20 protein-coding genes are annotated in these 19,667 nt (G+C 64.1%); 15 read left to right on the top strand and 5 right to left on the bottom strand.

Annotation, left to right across the window (positions count from 1 at the left end):
• Positions 1 to 46 precede the first annotated feature (46 nt).
• Entirely contained in the window at positions 47 to 1,225 is a 1,179-nt protein-coding gene (mltB, locus tag OKW43_RS27480) for a lytic murein transglycosylase B (protein ID WP_187635516.1), read from the bottom strand.
• Positions 1,226 to 1,559: 334 nt separating this feature from the next.
• Between mltB and OKW43_RS27475 the strand changes: the two genes are divergently transcribed.
• Positions 1,560 to 2,483 (top strand): histone deacetylase family protein, encoded by a 924-nt coding sequence (locus tag OKW43_RS27475; protein ID WP_187635515.1) that lies wholly within the window; start codon positions 1,560 to 1,562, stop codon positions 2,481 to 2,483.
• Between the two features lie 54 nt (positions 2,484 to 2,537).
• A complete protein-coding gene (locus tag OKW43_RS27470; protein ID WP_429450904.1) occupies positions 2,538 to 3,347 on the top strand; it encodes an enoyl-CoA hydratase in 810 nt (269 codons plus the stop codon).
• Positions 3,348 to 3,373: 26 nt separating this feature from the next.
• Here OKW43_RS27470 and OKW43_RS27465 read toward each other — a convergent pair whose 3' ends face one another.
• On the bottom strand, positions 3,374 to 4,279 hold the full coding sequence (locus OKW43_RS27465) for a lysophospholipase (RefSeq protein ID WP_429450903.1): 906 nt from the start codon (positions 4,277 to 4,279) through the stop codon (positions 3,374 to 3,376).
• A 237-nt stretch (positions 4,280 to 4,516) separates the two neighbouring features.
• Between OKW43_RS27465 and OKW43_RS27460 the strand changes: the two genes are divergently transcribed.
• From OKW43_RS27460 to OKW43_RS27435, 6 genes are all read left to right on the top strand, one after another.
• A complete protein-coding gene (locus OKW43_RS27460) occupies positions 4,517 to 5,551 on the top strand; it encodes a methionine ABC transporter ATP-binding protein (protein ID WP_429450901.1) in 1,035 nt (344 codons plus the stop codon).
• Positions 5,541 to 6,194, top strand: coding sequence for a methionine ABC transporter permease (locus OKW43_RS27455; protein ID WP_429450899.1), 654 nt, complete (start codon positions 5,541 to 5,543; stop codon positions 6,192 to 6,194). The genes OKW43_RS27460 and OKW43_RS27455 overlap by 11 nt, the downstream gene beginning before the upstream one ends.
• Before the next feature lie 49 nt (positions 6,195 to 6,243).
• Positions 6,244 to 7,041, top strand: coding sequence for a MetQ/NlpA family ABC transporter substrate-binding protein (locus tag OKW43_RS27450; protein ID WP_429450897.1), 798 nt, complete (start codon positions 6,244 to 6,246; stop codon positions 7,039 to 7,041).
• 236 nt (positions 7,042 to 7,277) lie between these two features.
• Positions 7,278 to 8,027, top strand: coding sequence for an electron transfer flavoprotein subunit beta/FixA family protein (locus OKW43_RS27445; protein WP_429450895.1), 750 nt, complete (start codon positions 7,278 to 7,280; stop codon positions 8,025 to 8,027).
• A 13-nt stretch (positions 8,028 to 8,040) separates the two neighbouring features.
• Positions 8,041 to 8,988: an electron transfer flavoprotein subunit alpha/FixB family protein gene (locus tag OKW43_RS27440; protein WP_429450893.1), complete on the top strand. Its 948-nt coding sequence runs from the start codon at positions 8,041 to 8,043 to the stop codon at positions 8,986 to 8,988.
• A 107-nt stretch (positions 8,989 to 9,095) separates the two neighbouring features.
• Positions 9,096 to 10,886 carry an acyl-CoA dehydrogenase gene (locus tag OKW43_RS27435; protein ID WP_429450891.1) on the top strand — a complete coding sequence of 597 codons (1,791 nt, stop codon included), beginning with the start codon at positions 9,096 to 9,098 and terminating at the stop codon, positions 10,884 to 10,886.
• A 140-nt stretch (positions 10,887 to 11,026) separates the two neighbouring features.
• Here the strand turns inward: OKW43_RS27435 and OKW43_RS27430 are convergent, their stop codons facing one another.
• Positions 11,027 to 12,313: a D-amino acid dehydrogenase gene (locus OKW43_RS27430; protein WP_429450889.1), complete on the bottom strand. Its 1,287-nt coding sequence runs from the start codon at positions 12,311 to 12,313 to the stop codon at positions 11,027 to 11,029.
• A 180-nt stretch (positions 12,314 to 12,493) separates the two neighbouring features.
• Between OKW43_RS27430 and OKW43_RS27425 the strand changes: the two genes are divergently transcribed.
• Together OKW43_RS27425 and OKW43_RS27420 are read left to right on the top strand one after the other, a co-directional pair.
• Entirely contained in the window at positions 12,494 to 12,982 is a 489-nt protein-coding gene (locus tag OKW43_RS27425) for an Lrp/AsnC ligand binding domain-containing protein (protein ID WP_187634742.1), read from the top strand.
• Positions 12,983 to 13,136: 154 nt separating this feature from the next.
• Positions 13,137 to 14,288: a PA0069 family radical SAM protein gene (locus OKW43_RS27420; RefSeq protein WP_187634743.1), complete on the top strand. Its 1,152-nt coding sequence runs from the start codon at positions 13,137 to 13,139 to the stop codon at positions 14,286 to 14,288.
• Positions 14,289 to 14,323: 35 nt separating this feature from the next.
• Here the strand turns inward: OKW43_RS27420 and OKW43_RS27415 are convergent, their stop codons facing one another.
• Entirely contained in the window at positions 14,324 to 14,791 is a 468-nt protein-coding gene (locus OKW43_RS27415) for an NINE protein (protein ID WP_187634744.1), read from the bottom strand.
• A gap of 192 nt (positions 14,792 to 14,983) precedes the next feature.
• Positions 14,984 to 16,168 carry a PQQ-dependent sugar dehydrogenase gene (locus tag OKW43_RS27410; RefSeq protein ID WP_187634745.1) on the bottom strand — a complete coding sequence of 395 codons (1,185 nt, stop codon included), beginning with the start codon at positions 16,166 to 16,168 and terminating at the stop codon, positions 14,984 to 14,986.
• Between the two features lie 171 nt (positions 16,169 to 16,339).
• Here OKW43_RS27410 and rpsP point away from each other — a divergent pair, with 171 nt between their 5' ends.
• The 5 genes from rpsP (at position 16,340) to OKW43_RS27385 (ending at position 19,638) form a co-directional block, all read left to right on the top strand.
• On the top strand, positions 16,340 to 16,594 hold the full coding sequence (rpsP, locus tag OKW43_RS27405; protein WP_187634746.1) for a 30S ribosomal protein S16: 255 nt from the start codon (positions 16,340 to 16,342) through the stop codon (positions 16,592 to 16,594).
• Between the two features lie 134 nt (positions 16,595 to 16,728).
• Positions 16,729 to 17,463: a ribosome maturation factor RimM gene (gene rimM / locus OKW43_RS27400; RefSeq protein WP_187634747.1), complete on the top strand. Its 735-nt coding sequence runs from the start codon at positions 16,729 to 16,731 to the stop codon at positions 17,461 to 17,463.
• A gap of 25 nt (positions 17,464 to 17,488) precedes the next feature.
• Positions 17,489 to 18,256: a tRNA (guanosine(37)-N1)-methyltransferase TrmD gene (trmD, locus tag OKW43_RS27395; protein ID WP_187634748.1), complete on the top strand. Its 768-nt coding sequence runs from the start codon at positions 17,489 to 17,491 to the stop codon at positions 18,254 to 18,256.
• A gap of 149 nt (positions 18,257 to 18,405) precedes the next feature.
• Positions 18,406 to 18,792 carry a 50S ribosomal protein L19 gene (gene rplS, locus OKW43_RS27390; protein WP_187634749.1) on the top strand — a complete coding sequence of 129 codons (387 nt, stop codon included), beginning with the start codon at positions 18,406 to 18,408 and terminating at the stop codon, positions 18,790 to 18,792.
• Positions 18,793 to 18,879: 87 nt separating this feature from the next.
• Entirely contained in the window at positions 18,880 to 19,638 is a 759-nt protein-coding gene (locus tag OKW43_RS27385; protein WP_187634750.1) for an NUDIX hydrolase, read from the top strand.
• The last annotated feature ends 29 nt before the right edge of the window (positions 19,639 to 19,667 follow it).

The raw sequence follows: 19,667 nt of genomic DNA, 5'->3' as shown, positions 1-19,667 counted from the left end.
TTTACGTCCTTCAACGCGAGACGCGCACGGCGACTCGCGGCGAGACTCACTGCGAAGCAGCGTTCGACTGATCCGCCTGACCTTGCGACGCGTTGCCGTTGTTGGCCGCTTTCGCGGCATTCGCCGCGTCGATCGCATCAATCTGCGCCTTGACCTTCTGACCCAGCTGATACACCGCGAGCGCATAGAAGAAGCTGCGGTTGTAGCGCGTGAGCACGTAAAAGTTCTTCAGGCCGAGCACGAACTCGGTGCCACGCCCCGGGCTCGGCAGATCGACCACCGTGACCGGCGTGCCCGCTTCGGAAGCAGTGTCGATGTTCGGCTCGTTCAGCACCAGCCCGGCGCGCAGCAACTGATCGAGCGGCCAGTGCGGCTCCGGCTGACCATTGGCGGCCGCCTGCGCAACACCCAGGCTGCCCGCGTCCGAGCCGATTCGCCACACCACCGGCCGGCCGTTTTCCCAGCCGTTCTGACGCAGATAATTCGCGACGCTGCCGATCGCATCGGCATCGCTCGTGCGCAGATCGATGCGCTTGTTGCCCTCGTAGTCGACCGCGTACTGGACGATGCTGCTCGGCAGGAACTGCGGAATGCCGATCGCGCCCGTGTACGAGCCGAGCACCGTGTTCGGGTCGATCTGCGAGTCGCGCGTCCACACCAGGTAGTCTTCGAGATTCTTGCGGAAGGTCGCCTGGCGGTCCGCGCGATTCGCGGTGTTCGGATAATCGAAGCTCAGCGTGGTGAGCGCATCGAGCACGCGAAAGTTACCCATGTAGCGACCGTAGATCGTCTCGACGCCGATGATGCCGACGATCATCTCGGGCGGCACGCCGAACTCCTGATAAGCGCGCTGCAGCGTGGCCCGGTTCTCGCTCCAGAACTGCACGCCGGCATTGACGCGCACCGGGTCGAGGAAGCGCGCCTGATACGCGCGCCAGTTCTTGATCGAAGGCGTCGGTGACGGGGTGACGAGCTTCACCGCGGTCGCCGAGTAGCTGACGCCGGTGAACAGCGCGTGCAGCGATGCTTCGTCGAAATCGTAGCGCGCGACCATCTCGTTGATGAACGCATCGACGTTCGCGTTGTGCGCATAGCGCTGCGGAATGATCTCTTCCTCGAACGTTTGCCCTTGTGGTACCGGCTGCTGCGGCTGGCTCTGCGCGACCTGCACCGGCGCTTTCTTCGTGGCGCGTTGCGCGCTTGCGGGACTTGCTGCGATGAACATGCACGATGCGACGCTCAGTGAGGCGGCGAGGGTGCCGAGGCGAAGCCGGTTGCGTGGGGATCGTGCGGACAGAGCAAGCTTGACGGTCATGGTGAGCAGTGGGCGCGATGCGTGAAAGGCTGGAAGCAGTCGGAAAGCGGCAGGAACGAAACGGCGAATAACGGGTCGGGGAAGTATACCCGACGGCTTTCGCAAAACCGTGCCGATTCAGCGACAGCGGCGTCGTGTGGTAACTTGACGAATCCAGGCGCGCGGGAGCGCGCGCCGCTCGACGGAGACACGCCGCGCGCACAGTCCATGCGCCGCGCCGTAGAAGAGACGCACAACACAAACTATGGCAACAGGCTTCTATTCCCACGCCGACTGTCTGCTGCACGACATGGGGCAGTGGCATCCAGAGTGTCCCGCGCGCCTGCAGGCGATCGAGGATCAACTGATCGCGAGCCGCATTGACGCGCTGATCGAGCGCGTGTCGCCGCCGCTCGTCGACGAGGCCGCGCTGCTGCGCGTGCACACGCGGGCGCACGTCGACTACATCCGTGGCCGCGCGCCCGTCGAAGGCATCGCCGAAATCGATCCCGACACGGCGATGAACCCGCACACCTGGCAGGCCGCGCTGCGCGCGGCGGGCGCGGCCGTTGCCGCCACCGACGCGGTGATCGAAGGCCGTTACGACAACGCGTTCTGCAGCGTACGGCCGCCGGGTCATCACGCCGAGCCGGCGCGCGCGATGGGCTTCTGCTTCTTCAACAACGTCGCGATCGCCGCGCGCCACGCGCTCGACGTGCATGGCCTCGCGCGCGTCGCCATCATCGACTTCGACGTGCATCACGGCAACGGTACCGAGGCCGCGTTCTCGGGCGACCCGCGGGTACTGATGTGCAGCATCTTCCAGCACCCGTTCTATCCGTTCACTGGCGCCGACAACCAGGCGTCCAACATGTGCAACGTGCCGATGCCGGCGCGCTCGAACGGCATGGCCGTGCGCGAAGCGGTCGACATGCTGTGGTTGCCGCGCCTGCACGAGTTCAGGCCGGAGATGCTGTTCATCTCGGCCGGCTTCGACGCGCATCGCGAGGACGACCTCGGCAACATGGGCCTCGTCGAAGACGATTACGCGTGGATCACCGACCAGGTGCGCGAAATCGCGAGGCGCTACGCACGCGGGCGCATCGTTAGTTGTCTGGAGGGCGGCTATAACCTGTCGGCGCTCGGACGCAGTGTGGTCGCGCACGTGCGGTCGCTGGCGGAGATTTGAGCGGCCCGAAAGCCAGCGAGCGAAGATCGACATTCACGCACCGAGGAGCGAGCCATGAACGCCAGCCCTGCCAACACCGGCGACGCGTCGCTGGTCACGATCGAACCCGACGCTTATCGCGTGGCGGGCGTCGTGTGCGTGACGATGAACCGGCCCGAAGCGTTCAACGCGCTGTCCGAAGCGCTGTTCGACGAACTGCAGCAGACGCTGACGGGGATCGCGAAGACCGATGCCCGCGTGGTCGTGATCGCCGGCGCGGGCCGCGCGTTCTGCGCGGGGCACGACCTCAAGGAGATGCGCGCGGCGCCGTCGCTCGCGTACTACCAGCAGCTGTTCGCGCGCTGCACGAAGCTGATGATGACGATCCAGCGCATGCCGCAGCCGGTGATCGCGCGCGTGCACGGCATCGCGACCGCGGCCGGCTGCCAGCTCGTCGCAATGTGCGATCTCGCGGTCGCTGCGGATACCGCGCGGTTCGCCGTGTCGGGCGTGAACCTCGGATTGTTCTGTGCGACGCCATCGGTGCCGCTGTCGCGCAACCTGTCGCGCAAGGCCGCGCTCGAAATGCTGCTGACCGGCGATTTCATCGACGCCGCCGAAGCGCGCAAACAGGGGCTCGTGAACCGCCTCGCCCCAGCCGATGCGCTCGACGACGAAGTCGCGCGGCTCGCCGCGAGCATCTGCGCGAAGCCGGTCGAAGCGGTCAGCGCGGGCAAGGACCTGTTCTACCGGCAGCTTGAAATGGGCATCGAAGCCGCGTACCAGCTCGCCGGGCAGACGATGGCGTGCAACATGATGGACGAATCGGCGCTCGAAGGCGTGCAGGCGTTCATCGACAAACGCGCGCCGCAGTGGAAGCGCTAGTCGACGACTGCCAGCGCTGCATCTGCTCAACGCCGTCCCGCCGCCCGCATTTCGATCCACTCGACCAACGCCTCGATCACCCGATCGCGATCGAGATCGTTCATCGTCTCGTGATAGCTGCCCTCGTAGAGCGCGAGCGTCTTGTCGGGCGAGCCAGCGTGTTCGCCGAACGCGCGGCTGCCGTCAGGCTCGGTCAGTTTGTCGTCGGTGCCGTGAAACACGAGCAGCGGCATGCGCAGCCCCGCGCGACCGCGTTCGATGCGCGCCATCGCGAGCAGCAGCTCGGCGCCCGTGCGCGCCGGAATCGCGTCGTGATGCACAAGCGGATCATTGCGGTTGGCATTGACCACCGGCTGAAGGCGCGACAGCAGCGCGGGGTCGATCTTCATCGCCGGGAATCCCGGGTAGGCCCGGCTGATCAGCTGGCTTAGCGCGAGCATCCACTTGGGGACGTCGCGTCCCGGCGCGAGGGCGGGGCTCGACAGGATCAGGCCACTCAGCCGCCGGCCGCTCGCGTCGAGGCGCTCGATCGCATACAGCGCCGCCACCGCGCCACCCATGCTGTGACCCATCAGGAATAACGGCGCGCAGCTTTGCGCGGCGGCGTCGAGCAGCGCCTGCGCATCGAGCAGGTAGTCGTCGAAGCGTTTCACATAGGCGCGCTTACCGGGCGCGTGGCCGTGACCGCGCAGATCGATCGCGACGAGCTCGATGCCCGACGCGTTCAGCCGGCCCGCGACGGCGGCGTAACGGCCGGCATGTTCGGCGAGACCGTGCAGCAGCGCGACCGTCGCGCGTGTCGGTCCGCTCGGCTGCCAGCGGTATAGCGGCAACGCGATGCCGTCGCCGGTCATGACCGACGCGCGCTGCGGCGCGTCTTTATTGAGACTGCCGGCGCTCGCGCGCACGGTGTGGCTCGGGGAAGTCTGCATAGCGGCGGCCTGCGCTGAAGGAGATGGACCGATCATAGTCGGAGTGGCTCGGGGCGCGCGTGCCGTGTAGTAAAGCGCGGCTCTAATGCCCTGAAGTTATGAAAAGACCGGAATTGATTATTAAAGGGTATGACGTCCCTGCGGTAGAATGGCGACCTCAAATCCCAATAATAGAAACGGCGGCCGCTTGCCGGGAGCACCGTGCTCGCCGGCAGCCTCCGCCGTTTTCGTTTGTCCATGATCGAAATACGCAATGTTTCTCAGCGGTTTGTCGGGCCCCGGGGCTGGGTCGAGGCGCTGCACAACGTCAATCTGACGATTCCAGCGGGCGAGGTGTTCGGCATCATCGGCCGCAGCGGCGCGGGCAAGAGCACGCTCGTGCGCACCCTCAATCTGCTGACGCGCCCATCCGAGGGCAACATCCTCGTCAACGGCCGCGATTTGACGACGTTGCCGGCCGCGCAATTGCGCGACGCGCGTCGCGAAATCGGCATGATCTTCCAGCACTTCAATCTGTTGTCGTCGCGCACCGTGTATCAGAACGTCGCATTGCCGCTCGAGTTGGCCGGCATGAAGCGCGACGAAATCGAGGCGAACGTGCTGCCGCTGCTCGACCTCGTCGGTCTGTCGGCTCAGAAGGACCGCTATCCGGCGCAGATCAGCGGCGGCCAGAAGCAGCGCGTGGGTATCGCGCGTGCGCTCGCGAGCAAGCCGAAGGTGTTGCTGTCGGACGAGGCGACCTCCGCGCTCGACCCCGAGACCACCCGCGCGATCCTCGATCTGCTCAAGCGCATCAATCGCGAACTGAACCTGACGATCGTGCTGATCACGCACCAGATGGACGTCATCAAGCAGGTCTGCGATCGCGTCGCGGTGCTCGACGCGGGCCGTGTCGTCGAAGAGGGTAAGGTGATCGACGTGTTCCTGCAGCCGCGCCATGAAGTCACGCGCGCGCTGATCGGCGACGTGATCGCGCAGGAGCTGCCGCCCGCAATGAAGGCGCGCGTCGCGCAGCGGCTGAAGACCGGCAGCGGCCATCTGCTGCGCCTCGCGTTCACCGGTTCGGGCGTCGATCAGCCGATTCTGTCGGAGACGATTCGCCGCTACGAGCTCGACTTCAACATCTTGCACGGCCAGATCGACGAGATCCAGGGGCAGGCGTTCGGCTCGCTGGCGGTGCTCGCGGGCGGCGATCCGGCCAAGGTCGCGCAGGCGATCACGTTTCTGCGCGAGCAGGGTGTCGTAGTGGAGGAGCTCTCGCATGTTGAGTGAAATGTTCGATATGTTCGTCCAGTCGTTCTGGGAGACGCTCATCATGGTGGGCATCTCCGGACTGATCGGCGCTGTGGTCGGCGTGCCGCTCGGCGTGCTGCTGTATCTGACCGACCGCCAGGGCGTGCTCGAAAACGTCGCGTTGAATCGCGTGATGGGCGTGGTCGTCAATGCGGTGCGCTCGACGCCGTTCATCATTCTGCTGGTCGCCGTCATTCCGTTTACGCGGCTGGTCGTCGGTTCGTCGATCGGCACCGCGGCCGCGATCGTGCCGCTGACGATCGCCGCGGCGCCGTTCATCGCGCGCCTGGTCGAAACGGCGCTGCGCGAGGTTGATCGCGGGCTCATCGAGGCGGCCCAGGCGATGGGCGCGACCACCCGCCAGATCGTCTTCAAGGTGCTGCTGCCGGAATCGCTGCCGGGCGTGGTCGCCGGTTTGACGATCACCTTCGTGTCGCTGGTCGGCTATTCGGCGATGGCCGGCGCGATCGGCGGCGGCGGTCTTGGCGACTTCGGCATCCGCTACGGCTATCAGCGCTTCCTGCCACAAGTGATGCTCGCGGTCGTGCTGATTCTGATCGTGTTCGTGCAACTCGTGCAGTCGTTTGGGGACTGGCTCGTGCGTCGTTTGAGCCACAAATAAACAAGGGCGTTCTGAAGCCCGCCAATAGAGATTCGCAAAAAGGTCCATCATGCAACGTCGCTTCATTCTCAAGCTGGCCGCCGTGATCGGCGCGGCAACGCTGTTCGCCACCGCCGGGGCGCATGCCGAAGACACGATCAAGGTCGGCGTCACCGGCGGCCCGCACGCGCAGATCATGGACGTCGTGAAGACGGTCGCCGCGAAGAATGGCCTGAACATCAAGATCGTCGAATTTTCCGATTACGTGCAGCCGAACGCGGCGCTTGCGAGCGGCGATCTGGACGCGAACAGCTACCAGCACGCCCCATACTTGCAGGCGCAGGTGAAAGATCGTGGCTACAAGCTGATCCGTATCGCCGATACGGTCACCTACCCGATGGGGATCTACTCGAAGAAGATCAAGTCGCTCACCGAACTGCAACGGGGCGCGAAGATCGCGGTGCCGAACGACCCGACCAATGGTGCCCGCGCGCTTCTGTTGCTGCAGAAGCAGGGTGTGCTGAAGCTTCGCGCCGATGCGGGGCTGAGGGCGACGCCGCTGGATGTCGTCGACAATCCGAAGAAACTGAAGATCGTCGAACTCGACGCGGCACAGATTCCGCGTTCGCTGGGCGATGTCGACGCCGCCGCGATCAATACCAACTTCGCGATGGAAGCGGGCCTCAAGCCGAAGCAGGACGCCATCGCAATCGAAGACCCGAAGGGTCCGTACGTGAACGTGATCGCGATTCGTGACGCGGACAAGAACAAGCCGTGGGTCGCGAAGCTCGTCGCGGCGTACCACTCGCCGCAAGTGAAGCAGTTCGTTGACAGCAAATTCGGCGGCTCGGTGATCACCTCCTGGTGATGTAACCGTCAACGAACCTCGCAGGACACGACGGCAATGCGAAATTAGAGGTCCGAGTCGGAACCCGGGGTTGTCTCCCGGGTTTTTTGGAGATTAAAATAGAACGATCGTTCGATATTGCCGTCACGCCGCTGAGGAGCGATATCCTCGCGCAAAGCGCCCGCGACACGGTTGTCGTAAGGGCAGTCGCTATAATGTTCGTCTGGTTGACGTATTCGTAACTTTGGAGCGTGTGCATGAAAATTCTGGTGCCAGTGAAAAGAGTGGTCGACTACAACGTCAAAGTCCGCGTGAAATCGGACGGGACGGGCGTCGACATTGCGAACGTGAAAATGTCGATGAACCCGTTCGACGAAATCGCGGTGGAAGAAGCCGTGCGCCTGAAGGAAGCGGGCGTCGCGACCGAGGTGATCGCCGTGTCGGCCGGTGTGACGCAGGCGCAGGAAACGCTGCGCACCGCGCTTGCGATCGGCGCGGACCGCGCGATCCTGATCGAATCGAACGAAGACCTGCAGCCGCTTGCAGTCGCGAAGCTGCTCAAGGCACTGGTCGACAGGGAGCAGCCGCAGCTGGTGATCCTCGGCAAGCAGGCCATCGACGACGACTCCAACCAGACCGGCCAGATGCTCGCCGCGCTCGCGAATCTGCCGCAGGCGACGTTCGCGTCGAAGGTGGTCGTCGCGGACGGCAAGGCAATGGTGTCGCGTGAAGTGGACGGCGGCGCGGAAACACTGTCGCTGACGCTGCCCGCTGTGGTTACCACCGATCTGCGCCTGAACGAGCCGCGCTACGTGACGCTGCCGAACATCATGAAGGCGAAAAAGAAGCCGCTGGAAACGCTCAAGCCCGAGGAGCTCGGCGTCGATGTCACGCCGCGTCTGAAGACGCTGAAAGTCGCCGAGCCGCCGAAGCGCTCCGCCGGTGTGAAGGTGCCGGACGTGAAGACGCTGGTCGAGAAGCTGAAGAGCGAAGCCAAGGTGCTGTGAGGAGACCCAAGAAATGACGAACCTGGTAATTGCAGAACACGACAATGCGTCGATCAAGGCCGCGACGCTGAACACTATCGCCGCGGCACAGAAGATCGGCGGTGATATTCACGTGCTGGTCGCGGGTCACAACGCGCAGGCGGCGGCCGACGCCGCAGCGCAGATCGCAGGCGTTTCGAAGGTGCTGCTTGCCGACGCGCCGCAACTCGCCGCGGGCCTCGCGGAAAACGTCGAAGCAACGGTGCTGACGCTGGTGCAAGATGCGGCGAAGCACTACACGCACATCCTCGCGCCGGCCAGCGCCTACGGCAAGAATATCGCGCCGCGTATCGCCGCGAAGCTCGACGTCGCGCAGATCAGCGACATCACGGCCGTGGATAGCGCCGACACGTTCGAGCGTCCGATCTACGCGGGCAACGCGATCGCGACGGTTCAGTCTCAAGATCCGGTCAAGGTCATCACCGTGCGCTCGACGGGCTTCGACGCGGTCGCCGCCGTTGGCGGCAGCGCAGCGGTCGAGAAGATCGAAGCGGCAGCCGACGCCGGCATCTCGCAGTTCGTGAGCCGCGAAGTGACGAAGCTCGATCGTCCGGAACTGACGAGCGCGAAGATCATCGTGTCGGGTGGCCGGGGTCTGGGCAGCGGCGAGAACTACACGAAGGTGCTGGAACCGCTGGCCGACAGGCTCGGCGCGGCGCTCGGCGCCTCGCGCGCGGCCGTCGACGCGGGCTTCGTGCCGAACGACTATCAGGTCGGCCAGACGGGCAAGATCGTCGCGCCGCAACTGTACGTCGCGGTCGGCATCTCGGGTGCGATCCAGCACCTCGCGGGCATGAAGGACTCGAAGGTCATCGTCGCGATCAACAAGGACGAAGAAGCGCCGATTTTCAGCGTCGCCGATTACGGTCTCGTTGGCGATCTGTTCGCCGTCGTGCCGGAGCTCGTGAGCGAACTCGGCTAAGCGCCGCGGCGACTGTCACGACTGTCACAAGTCGCCGACAGCAAGCGAAGGGCGCAGGACCGACCGAGTCCCGCGCCCTTTTTTCATATCAAGGGAGGAGAACCGAAATGAGCTATACGGCGCCCATCAAGGACATGCTGTTCGTGATGAAAGAACTGGCCGGACTCGAAGACATCGCGAAGCTGCCCGGCTTCGAAGACGCGAGCATCGACACGGCGCGGGCCGTGCTCGACGAATCCGCGAAACTGTGCGGCGAAGTGCTCGCGCCGCTGAACGTCGACGGCGATCGCAATCCGAGCAGCTGGAAGGATGGCGTCGTCACCGCGACGCCCGGTTTCAGGGACGCGTTCCGCCAGTTCGCCGAGGGCGGCTGGCAGGGCGTGCAGCATCCGCTCGACTATGAAGGGCAGGGACTGCCGAAGCTGATCGGGACGCCGTGCGTCGAAATGCTCAACGCGTCGAATCTGTCGTTCGCGTTGTGTCCATTACTGACCGACGGCGCGATCGAAGCGCTATTGACCGCCGGCAGCGAAACGCAGAAACAGACCTTCGTGCCGAAGCTGATCTCAGGCGTTTGGACCGGCACGATGAACCTGACCGAGCCGCAGGCCGGCTCCGATCTCGCGATGGTGCGCACGCGCGCCGAGCCGCAGGGCGACGGTTCGTTCAAGCTGTTCGGCACGAAGATATTCATTACGTGGGGCGAGCACGACATGGCGAAGAACATCGTCCATCTGGTACTCGCGCGTACGCCGAACGCGCCCGAAGGCGTGAAGGGCATCTCGCTGTTTCTGGTGCCGAAGTTTCTCGTCAACGAGAACGGCTCGCTAGGTGAGCGCAACGACGTGCATTGCGTGTCGATCGAACACAAGCTCGGCATCAAGGCTAGCCCGACCGCCGTGCTGCAGTTCGGCGATCACGGCGGCGCGCTCGGTCAGCTGATCGGCGAAGAAAATCGCGGCCTCGAATACATGTTCATCATGATGAACGCGGCGCGTTTCGCGGTGGGGATGCAGGGCGTCGGCATATCGGATCGCGCTTACCAGAAGGCGGTTGCCTACGCGAAAGATCGCGTGCAGAGCCGTCCGGTGGATGGCTCCGCGAAACAGTCTGTGGCGATCATCCAGCACCCGGACGTGCGCCGCATGCTCGCGACGATGCGCAGCCTCACCGAGGCGTCGCGCGCGCTCGCGTACGTCGCGGCCTCGCATTGCGACGTCGCGCATCGGCATCCGGACGAGGCGACGCGTGCGAAGCATCAGTCGATCTACGAATACCTGGTGCCGATCGTCAAGGGCTGGAGCACGGAACTGTCGGTCGATGTCGCGAGCCTCGGCGTGCAGGTGCATGGCGGCATGGGCTTCATCGAGGAAACCGGCGCCGCGCAGTACTACCGCGACGCGCGCATTCTGCCGATCTACGAAGGCACGACCGCGATTCAGGCCAACGACTTGATCGGTCGCAAGACGCTGCGCGACGGCGGCAAGGTCGCGAGGGAGCTGCTTGCTGGCATCGCCGAAACGGTGGAAGCGCTTGGCGCGCAGCAGGGCGCGGCATTCGCGTCGATGCAGATGCAACTCGCGCAGGGCCAGCGCGCGCTCGGCGCGGTCGTCGATTTCGTCGTCGCGAATGCGAAGGGCGATCCCAATGCGGTGTTCGCGGGCAGCGTGCCCTATCTGAAGCTCGCGGGCATCGTGTTAGGCGGCTGGCAGATGGCGCGTGCGCAGCTTGCCGCGGCGACCAGGCGCGACGAGGATCCCGCGTTTCACGATGCCAAGATCGCGACCGCGCGGTTTTACGCCGAACATGTGCTGCCGCAGGCGGCGGCGCTCGAAGTGGCGATCGTCAGCGCGAGGGGAGGCGAGGGCGTGCTGGCATTGTCGGAAGATCAGTTCTGAGCATGCGTCGATGCCGGCCGCGATCGCGGTAGCACGTTGAAAAGCCAACGGCGCCTCGCGAGGCGCCGTTGGCTTTTTGCTGCTGCAGTTTGTTGCGGGCTGCGCTGTGGCTGAGGCCGCGTCAGCGTACGTACACGAACTCACGCATAGGCCGGCCGATGCTCGCCCACGGTTTCGCCAAGATAGCGATGCACCGACAGGTCGTCCGCGCGAATCGCCGGCTGCCTGCCCGACATCAGGTCGGCGAGCAGTTGACCGGAGCCGCACGACATCGTCCAGCCGAGCGTGCCGTGGCCGGTGTTCAGGAACAGGTTCGGCACCGGCGTGCGGCCGACGATCGGCGTGCCGTCCGGCGTCATCGGTCGCAGACCGGTCCAGAACGTCGCGTTGGCCGTGTCGCCGCCGCCCGGGAAAAGGTCGTTCACAGAAAGCTCAAGCGTCTCGCGGCGCGCCTGGCGCAGCGACTTGTCGACGCCGACGATTTCAGCCATGCCGCCGACGCGAATCCGGTCGTCGAAGCGCGTAATTGCAATCTTGTACGTCTCGTCGAGCACGGTGGACACCGGCGCGGCAGCCGCGTTGACGATCGGTGCGGTAATCGAATAGCCCTTCAGCGGATAGACCGGGATCTTCACGATGCCATCGAGGAAGCGCGTCGAATACGAACCGAGCGCGACCACGAACGAATCCGCGCGCACCAGCTCGCCGCCGCACTGCACGCCGGCGATGCGGCCGCCCGCCATCGCGAGCGCGTCGATCGACGTGTTGTAGCGGAACTTGACGCCCAGCTCCTCGACGAGCGCCGCGAGGCGCGTCGTGAACATCTGGCAGTCGCCGGTTTCGTCGCCGGGCAGGCGCAGGCCACCGGTCAGCTTGTGCGACACCGCGCCGAGCGCCGGCTCGGCCCTCGCGAGTTCATCGGCCGTCAGCAGCTCGTATCGCACGTTGGCTTCCTGAAGCACGGCGATGTCTTTCGCGGCGCCGTCGAACTGCTGCTGCGTGCGGAACACCTGCAACGTGCCGCCGGTGCGGCCCTCGTACTGGATGCCGGTGTCGGCGCGCAGCGCCTGCAGGCAGTCGCGGCTGTATTCGGCGAGCCGCACCATGCGGCCCTTGTTCACCGCATAGCGCGATGCGGTGCAGTTCTGCAGCATCTGCCACATCCATTGCAACTGGAACGCGGTGCCGTCAAGGCGGATTGCGAGCGGCGCGTGCTTCTGGAACATCCACTTGAGCGCCTTCAGCGGCACGCCGGGCGCGGCCCACGGCGACGCATAGCCGGGCGAGATCTGGCCCGCGTTGGCGAAGCTGGTTTCCAGCGCTGGGCCAGCCTCGCGATCGATGACGGTCACTTCGTGACCGGCGCGCGCGAGGTAATACGCACTCGTCACGCCGACGACGCCACTGCCCAAAACGACGACTCGCATAGCTGCTCCAGGTATTCCAGAATTGAGTGAGGGCAAGGAATTCGTCGCAGGCTTCGATCTGATTCGATTCAACGAGCTGCAACCGAAGGTGAAATGCCGTTTGCCCAGTGATAACCGCTATACTATTAACAGTCAGGCAGTTTTTGTTATCGTATTTTCATCGCTTTTAGAAAAAACACCATGCGTATCCAGCGCCAGCCCGTGCGGGCTCTCGACAAGCTAGATCACAAGATCCTGCGGCTGCTGCAGCAGGACGGCCGTATGGCGATGAAGGACCTGGCGGAGCGGGTCGGACTGTCGGTGACGCCGTGCATCGAACGCGTCAAGCGGATGGAGCGCGACGGCGTGATCATCGGCTACTACGCGCGCGTGAACCCGGCGGAGTTGGGCGCGGCGTTGCTCGTGTTCGTCGAGATCACGCTCGATCACAAGAGCGGCAACATGTTCGACCAGTTCCGGCGCGAGGTGCAGAAGATCCCCGAGGTGCTCGAGTGCCACCTCGTGTCGGGCGATTTCGACTATCTGATCAAGGCGCGCATCGGCGAAATGGCCGACTACCGCAAATTGCTCGGCGACATCCTGCTACAGCTGCCCGGCGCGGTGCAGTCGAAGAGCTATGTGGTGATGGAGGAAGTCAAGGAGACGCTGATGATCCCGGTGGCCGAGTAAGCGCCTATTCACTGGCAGGGCTGATCCGCGCATCCCGCGAGCAAACAGGTGCTCGACAAACCGCGTAAATACTGTATATTTATACAGGTATTTCGCGCCGTTTCTCGCCGCTTCTTTTGGCGCTTCCTGTTTGCGTTTGCTTGCGTGGCCCGCCGTGAATGACCCCGACACCTCTGACATTCCCGAATTTCCGATCGCGCCACCAGCGCCTCGCAAGGGGCGCGGAGCGGTCACGAACCTGCAAGGCCGCTACGAAGTCGACCAGCGCGAGGCCGTCGACGACGGCTGGCAGACGGCCGACGAAGACGGCGAGCTGAAGGTCCTGCGCACACAGGTGTTCGAGGAACGGGCGAAAACGATCCTCACGCGCAACGCGTCGCCGGACATTCCGTTTAATGTTTCGCTGAATCCGTATCGCGGCTGCGAGCACGGCTGCATCTATTGCTTCGCGCGGCCCACGCACAGCTATCTGGGCTTGTCACCGGGGCTCGATTTCGAGAGCCGTATCTACGCGAAGATCAACGCGCCGGAACTGCTCATGCGGGAGCTGTCGAAGAAATCCTATGTGCCGGAGCCGATCGCACTCGGCGTCGCGACCGACGCGTGGCAACCGGCCGAACGTGACCTCCGTCTTACGCGTCGCGTGATCGAGGTGCTCAGCGAGCGAAACCACCCGTTCGCGGCGATCACCAAATCGTCGCTGATCGAGCGCGACATCGACCTGCTCGCGCCGATGGCGGAGCGCGGGCAATTCATGGCGGCGATCACCATTACCACGCTGGACGCCGACATCGCGCGCACGCTCGAACCGCGCGCGGCCACGCCGTCGCGCCGGCTGCGAACGATCCGTACGCTGAGCGAGGCGGGCATTCCGGTCGGCGTCAGCATCGCGCCGGTGATCCCGTTCGTCACCGAGCCGGACATGGAACGCGTGCTCGAAACGTGCGCGGAAGCGGGCGCCACCAGCGCGAGCTATATCGTGCTGCGGCTGCCATGGGAGGTCGCGCCGCTGTTCAAGGATTGGCTGAGCGCACATTTCCCGGATCGGGCCGAGCGCGTGATGAGCCGCGTGCGCGACATGCGGGGCGGCAAGGATTACGACTCGTCGTTCTCGACCCGCATGAAGGGAGAGGGCATATGGGCGGATCTGCTCCGGCAGCGCTTTCACAAGGCGGTGCGCCGTTTGGGGCTGAATGGACGCGAGCGCGGCATTCTCGACATGTCGCAGTTCCGCCGGATCGAGCCGCCGCACCCGGAGCAGGTGAGCGCACAGGCGCGCGGCAATTCACAACTGAGGCTTTTCTAGTGCGCGGGAACGCCTGCTGGTCCCGTGACGGGGGTTTACTGCGAAATCGCCTTGGCAGCTTCGATCTGGCTTTCGAAGTAGGTCTGGAACGCGAGCGCGAGACCGGTCATCAGCAGAAACGCACCGATCAGCAGCGAAAAGATCACGACGAAAATCACCGCCCAGCCGGAGCGGCTTTTGCGTTGCGTGTAGGCGTTGAATTGCGCATCCCATTTCTGATCCGGACGCAGGCCGTAGACGAGCGCCGCCAGAAAAGCGGCAAACAGGGAGACCGCGCCAATCGACGCGAGCACCCAGCCGAGGATCGACGCGCGCTCGGTCGCGATCAGCAGCATCACGCCAGGAACGCCGATCAGCGTGCCGACCAGATGCGCCCAGCCGTAGATGTCCCGCGTGCCGTACAGATAGAAGCGGTGCGCGCCGAGGCTGCCGAACAGGAGCGCCAGCGCGGCGGTGAGCGTCTTCGATCTGAAGCGCGGGGAAGTCGAGGCAATGGTGGACATGAGCGCGTGGGCAGTGTGGCAGGCGGTCGAAAGGCGCGCCGTGGGGCGCGGACCGACGCGCATTCTACGCCTGTGGCGGGCGCGCGGTCACATGGAGGGCGGACGCCCGAGCTGAAAACGGCGCGGCGGGACGCGTCAGACTCGATTCGCAGCGAATCCAGAGATTCAGCCGGATATGCATGCATCCGCACGCTACGGCGCCGAGTACGTGACGCGATAGATCGCGCCGCCAGTATCGTCGCTGATCAGTAGTGAACCGTCTGGCAGCGGCAGCACGTCGGCGGGGCGCCCCCAGACTGATTCGCCGGGTTGTAGCCAGCCTTCGGCAAAGACTTGCTGGCGCGCGTGGTTGCCGTCCGGGTCGGTGATCACGCGCACGACCCGGTAGCCGACTTTCTTGCTGCGGTTCCACGAGCCGTGCTCGGCGATGAAGATGTTGTTGCGGTAGTCGGCCGGAAACATCGGGCCGTCGTAGAAGCGCATGCCAAGCGCCGCCACGTGTGCGCCAAGCTTGGCCACCGGCGGTGTGAATTCGCTGCACGAATGATCCTTGCCGAATTCGGGATCGAGCGTGTCGCCGCCGTGACAGTACGGAAAGCCGAAATTCATGCCGACCCGCGGCGCGCGGTCGAGCTTGTCGCTCGGAATATCGTCGCCGAGCAGATCGCGACCGTTGTCGGTGAACCACAGTTCGTGCGTGACTGGATGCCACGCGAAGCCGACCGAATTGCGGATGCCGCGCGCGACGACCTCGTAGTGACTACCGTCCGGGTCCATGCGGCCAATCAGCGCAAAGCGGTCCGGATCTTTCTGGCAAATGTTGCATGGCGCGCCTTGCGGCACATACAGCTTGCCATCCGGGCCGAATGCGATGAATTTCAAGCCGTGATGCGTCTGCGTCGGCAGCTTGTCGGTGACGATGATGGGTTTGGGCGGATCGTTCAGGTGCGCGTCGATCGCATCGAAGCGCACGATTTTCGACACGGCCGACACATACAGTGCGCCGTCGCGCCACGCGACACCGGCTGGCGTCTCCAGCCCGGACCCGATCACGTGGCGGCCCGTCGCGCGGCCGCTGTGCAGCTCGAGCGCATAGACGTGCCCATCCAGGCTGCCGACATAAAGAATGCCTTTGGGCGACAGCGTCATCGCACGCGCGCCCGGCACGTCATCCGACAGCACCTCGATGTGAAAGCTCGGCGGCAGCCTGATTTTCTCGGTGGGCAGCGCAGCGTTTGCCGTCAACGCCGGTGCAGCGAGCAACGCGGCCGCTGCCACGCGTAGAATCCGGCTCTGCGCCGGGCGGCCAAGTCCGGCAAAGCGCCGGAAAAACACATAAAGAACGGACAGAAATGGGAGGTTCGGCTGGCGTTGCACACGCGCTCCTTCAGGTAATGCGGGCGTTTGGGCGGGTTCGTGCACCTCTCGTGGAAGGTCGGCGTAGCCCCGTTCCGCAGTTTATCCCGGTAAGTGTTTGTTATGGCGTCAGTTTCCCGCTATAATCGCGTGTTTCAGTCGTTCCGAACCCCGGTTTTCAAGGATTCTAGTATGGTCATCATCCGCTTGGCTCGTGGCGGCTCCAAGAAGCGCCCGTTCTACAACATCGTCGCCACCGACTCGCGCAGCCGTCGTGACGGCCGCTTCATCGAGCGCGTCGGTTTCTACAACCCGGTCGCTACGAAGGGCGAGTCCCTGCGTATTGCTCAGGATCGCCTGACGTACTGGCAAGGCGTTGGCGCGCAACTGTCGCCGACCGTCGCACGTCTCGTGAAGGAAGCGCAAGCGGCGCAGCCGGCTGCTTGATATGGCGGCCCGCATGTGTATCGTCGTCGGTTCGGCCGGCGGCTCACGCAACTCGTGTGAGCAGTCCGATGCGCAAGTTGTTTTACTGAAGCAGACGCCAAGGCAGGCTGCGAAGTTGTTGTCGAGGTTATTCGATGTCTGAGCGTGATTCCGACGGTTCTGGTCGCGCCAAGGCAGCTTCCCGCGCAAAGGCGTCTGGTCAGGCGTCGTTCGGCGCCTTCGTCCGCAAGTCGGCCGAACGTACCGACGGCGAGGCGAAAGAGGCGGAAGTCAATGCCGCGAACGCCGGGTCCGAAGCTGCAGAAATGCGCATCGAAACGGCGGCAAGCTGGCCGGCCGATGCGGTCGAGGTCGGCGCAATCGTCGACGCTTATGGTCTCAAAGGCTGGGTCAAGGTAGCCGCGCACGCGGATGCCGGGCAGGGCGGCGACGCCTTGCTGAGCGCGAAGCGCTGGTGGCTGCTGAAAGGCCAGGAGCGCAAATCGGCGCCGTCCTTGCAGGCCAAAACGCACACCGACAGCGTGGTCGCCCGTTTGGGTGGCATCGCTGACCGCGATGTTGCGCTGGCTTTGCGAGGCTCTCGCGTGTACGTAAGCCGTAGTGAATTTCCGGCGCTAGAAGCCGACGAATTCTACTGGGTCGATCTGATCGGCCTGGAAGTGGTGACTGTCGCCGGGCTCAACCTTGGCAAGGTCGCCAGCATGATCGACAACGGCGCGCAATCGGTGCTGCGCGTCGAGTATCCGGCTACCGATAAAAACGGCAAACCGGTCGCAGGCGAGCGCTTGATCCCGTTCGTCGGCGTCTTTGTCAAAACGGTGGACCAGGCGGCAAAGCAGATCGTCGTCGACTGGGAAGCTGACTATTGAAATCTTTCGTTGAATGGGGAGAGCGATGCAGTTCGATGTCGTGACGCTCTTTCCAGAAATGTTCCGCGCGCTGACTGACTGGGGCATCACCAGTCGGGCCGCGAAGCAGCAGCGCTATGAGTTGCGTACATGGAATCCGCGCGATTTCACGACCGACAACTACCGCACAATCGACGATCGCCCGTACGGCGGCGGCCCCGGCATGGTCATGTTGGCCCGGCCGTTGGAAGACGCGATCAGTGCAGCGAAAGCGGCGCAGTTGGAGCAGGGCATCGGCGCGTCGCGGGTCGTGATGATGTCACCGCAAGGCGCCACGCTGAATCACGAGCGCGTGATGAAATTCGCGGCCGAACCCGGTCTGATCCTGTTGTGCGGGCGTTACGAAGCGATTGACCAGCGTTTGCTCGACCGTGTCGTCGACGACGAAGTCAGCCTCGGCGACTTCGTGCTGTCGGGCGGCGAGTTGCCCGCGATGGCATTGATGGATGCGGTCGTGCGTCAGTTGCCCGGCGTGCTGAACGACTCGCAGTCGGCAGTGCAGGATAGTTTCGCCGACGTGGTGCTCGATTGTCCGCACTACACGCGTCCCGAGGAATACGAGGGCGTACGGGTGCCTGATGTGCTGCTCGGCGGCCATCACGCGGAAATCGAAGCGTGGCGGCGGCGCGAAGCATTGCGCAACACGTTGAACAAACGGCCGGATCTGATCGTGAAGGCCAGAAAGAACAGAATGCTGAGCCGTGCCGACGAGGCGTGGCTCGCAAGTCTCGCGAAGGAAGAGCCAGAGGCCTGAGGCCTTGGTCTTTCGAGCGGACACAAGGCGGTGCCGTCCATGCGTGTGCGGTGCCAGATGTGAACCCATCCTCTATCGGGGCCGTAGCCGAACGCAGTAGTCGCGTAAAGCAGGTACGAACGCCGACAAGATGGATCCAGGAGTCAGTGATGAATCTGATTGCAAAACTCGAGCAGGAAGAAATCGCGCGCGTTCTCGGCGAAAAGACCATTCCGGATTTTGGTCCGGGCGATACGGTCATCGTCAGCGTGAACGTGGTTGAAGGCACGCGTAAGCGTGTGCAGGCTTACGAAGGCGTCGTGATCGCCAAGCGTAACCGTGGTCTGAATTCGTCGTTCATCGTCCGCAAGATTTCGTCGGGCGAAGGCGTCGAGCGTACGTTCCAGACGTATTCGCCGCTGCTGGCAAGCATCGTCGTCAAGCGTCGTGGCGATGTGCGTCGTGCGAAGCTGTACTATCTGCGCGAGCGTTCGGGCAAGTCGGCTCGAATCAAGGAAAAGCTGGTCTCCAAAGGCCGCGCTTCTTCCGAAGCGTAAATGCTGTAAGAAAAAGCACCCCTCGCGGGTGCTTTTTTGTTGGCCAGGTCAAAATAGCGGCATGTCCCCGCTCATCAGAGAGACCCGTTGATCCGCCCCGTCTTTGAGCCCGAAAGCCTGCCTGTCATCGCGACGGGCGCCGATCTGCCACCGGTCGCGGGCGAGTGTCTGACGCCCGATGCACTGCGAGCGCGTTTCGAACGGCAGCTTGCCTGGACGCCAGAGAAAATCGCCGATGCGCCGTGGCGCAATACCGACCTCGATCCGCGCGTGGCCGCGGTGCTGGTGCCGCTTGTCGTACGCGCGCGGGGCCTTACCGTGTTGCTCACGCAGCGCGCGGACCATCTGAACGATCACGCGGGTCAGGTGAGTTTCCCCGGCGGCCGCCAGGAACCGTTCGACGCCGATGCGACTGCGACGGCGCTGCGCGAAGCGCGCGAAGAGGTTGGCCTCGACGCGTCGCGCGTCGAGGTTCTCGGCGCATTGCCCGACTATCTGACTGGCACCGGCTTTCGCGTATCAGCCATCATCGCTCTCGTGCATCCCCCATTCTCGCTGGAGATCGACACGCTCGAAGTGGCCGAGGTCTTCGAAGTGCCGCTCGCGTTTCTAATGGACCCGGCCAACCATGAAGAGCGCCTGTTGCGCTACGAGGGCGGAGAGCGCCGCTTCTTTGCGATGCCGTATCCGCGCGGCGAATTGACGGTGGCTCCGGAAGCCGTCGAGCAGCGCGGCGCGCAACGCACGCAAACAGCCACGCCGGCAGCCGGGCAAGGCGGCCATCATTTCATCTGGGGCGCAACCGCCGCCATGCTGCGCAACCTGTACCGATTTCTTGCCGCATGAGTAACACGACTCGCATCGACGCGTCGACG

Origin of the sequence: Paraburkholderia sp. WC7.3g, from assembly GCF_050436345.1 — a bacterium.
Classification (GTDB): Bacteria; Pseudomonadota; Gammaproteobacteria; order Burkholderiales; family Burkholderiaceae; genus Paraburkholderia; species Paraburkholderia podalyriae.
The sequence above is the reverse complement of the archived record's forward strand: the minus strand, read 5'-3'. Positions and strand labels throughout refer to the sequence as shown.

Coding starts and splice junctions, on each gene's coding strand:
- mltB (WP_187635516.1), bottom strand. CDS start 1,225: ATGTTCATCGCAGCAAGTCCCGCAAGCGCGCAACGCGCCACGAAGAAA.
- OKW43_RS27475 (WP_187635515.1), top strand. CDS start 1,560: ATGGCAACAGGCTTCTATTCCCACGCCGACTGTCTGCTGCACGACATG.
- OKW43_RS27470 (WP_429450904.1), top strand. CDS start 2,538: ATGAACGCCAGCCCTGCCAACACCGGCGACGCGTCGCTGGTCACGATC.
- OKW43_RS27465 (WP_429450903.1), bottom strand. CDS start 4,279: ATGCAGACTTCCCCGAGCCACACCGTGCGCGCGAGCGCCGGCAGTCTC.
- OKW43_RS27460 (WP_429450901.1), top strand. CDS start 4,517: ATGATCGAAATACGCAATGTTTCTCAGCGGTTTGTCGGGCCCCGGGGC.
- OKW43_RS27455 (WP_429450899.1), top strand. CDS start 5,541: ATGTTGAGTGAAATGTTCGATATGTTCGTCCAGTCGTTCTGGGAGACG.
- OKW43_RS27450 (WP_429450897.1), top strand. CDS start 6,244: ATGCAACGTCGCTTCATTCTCAAGCTGGCCGCCGTGATCGGCGCGGCA.
- OKW43_RS27445 (WP_429450895.1), top strand. CDS start 7,278: ATGAAAATTCTGGTGCCAGTGAAAAGAGTGGTCGACTACAACGTCAAA.
- OKW43_RS27440 (WP_429450893.1), top strand. CDS start 8,041: ATGACGAACCTGGTAATTGCAGAACACGACAATGCGTCGATCAAGGCC.
- OKW43_RS27435 (WP_429450891.1), top strand. CDS start 9,096: ATGAGCTATACGGCGCCCATCAAGGACATGCTGTTCGTGATGAAAGAA.
- OKW43_RS27430 (WP_429450889.1), bottom strand. CDS start 12,313: ATGCGAGTCGTCGTTTTGGGCAGTGGCGTCGTCGGCGTGACGAGTGCG.
- OKW43_RS27425 (WP_187634742.1), top strand. CDS start 12,494: ATGCGTATCCAGCGCCAGCCCGTGCGGGCTCTCGACAAGCTAGATCAC.
- OKW43_RS27415 (WP_187634744.1), bottom strand. CDS start 14,791: ATGTCCACCATTGCCTCGACTTCCCCGCGCTTCAGATCGAAGACGCTC.
- rpsP (WP_187634746.1), top strand. CDS start 16,340: ATGGTCATCATCCGCTTGGCTCGTGGCGGCTCCAAGAAGCGCCCGTTC.
- rimM (WP_187634747.1), top strand. CDS start 16,729: ATGTCTGAGCGTGATTCCGACGGTTCTGGTCGCGCCAAGGCAGCTTCC.
- trmD (WP_187634748.1), top strand. CDS start 17,489: ATGCAGTTCGATGTCGTGACGCTCTTTCCAGAAATGTTCCGCGCGCTG.
- rplS (WP_187634749.1), top strand. CDS start 18,406: ATGAATCTGATTGCAAAACTCGAGCAGGAAGAAATCGCGCGCGTTCTC.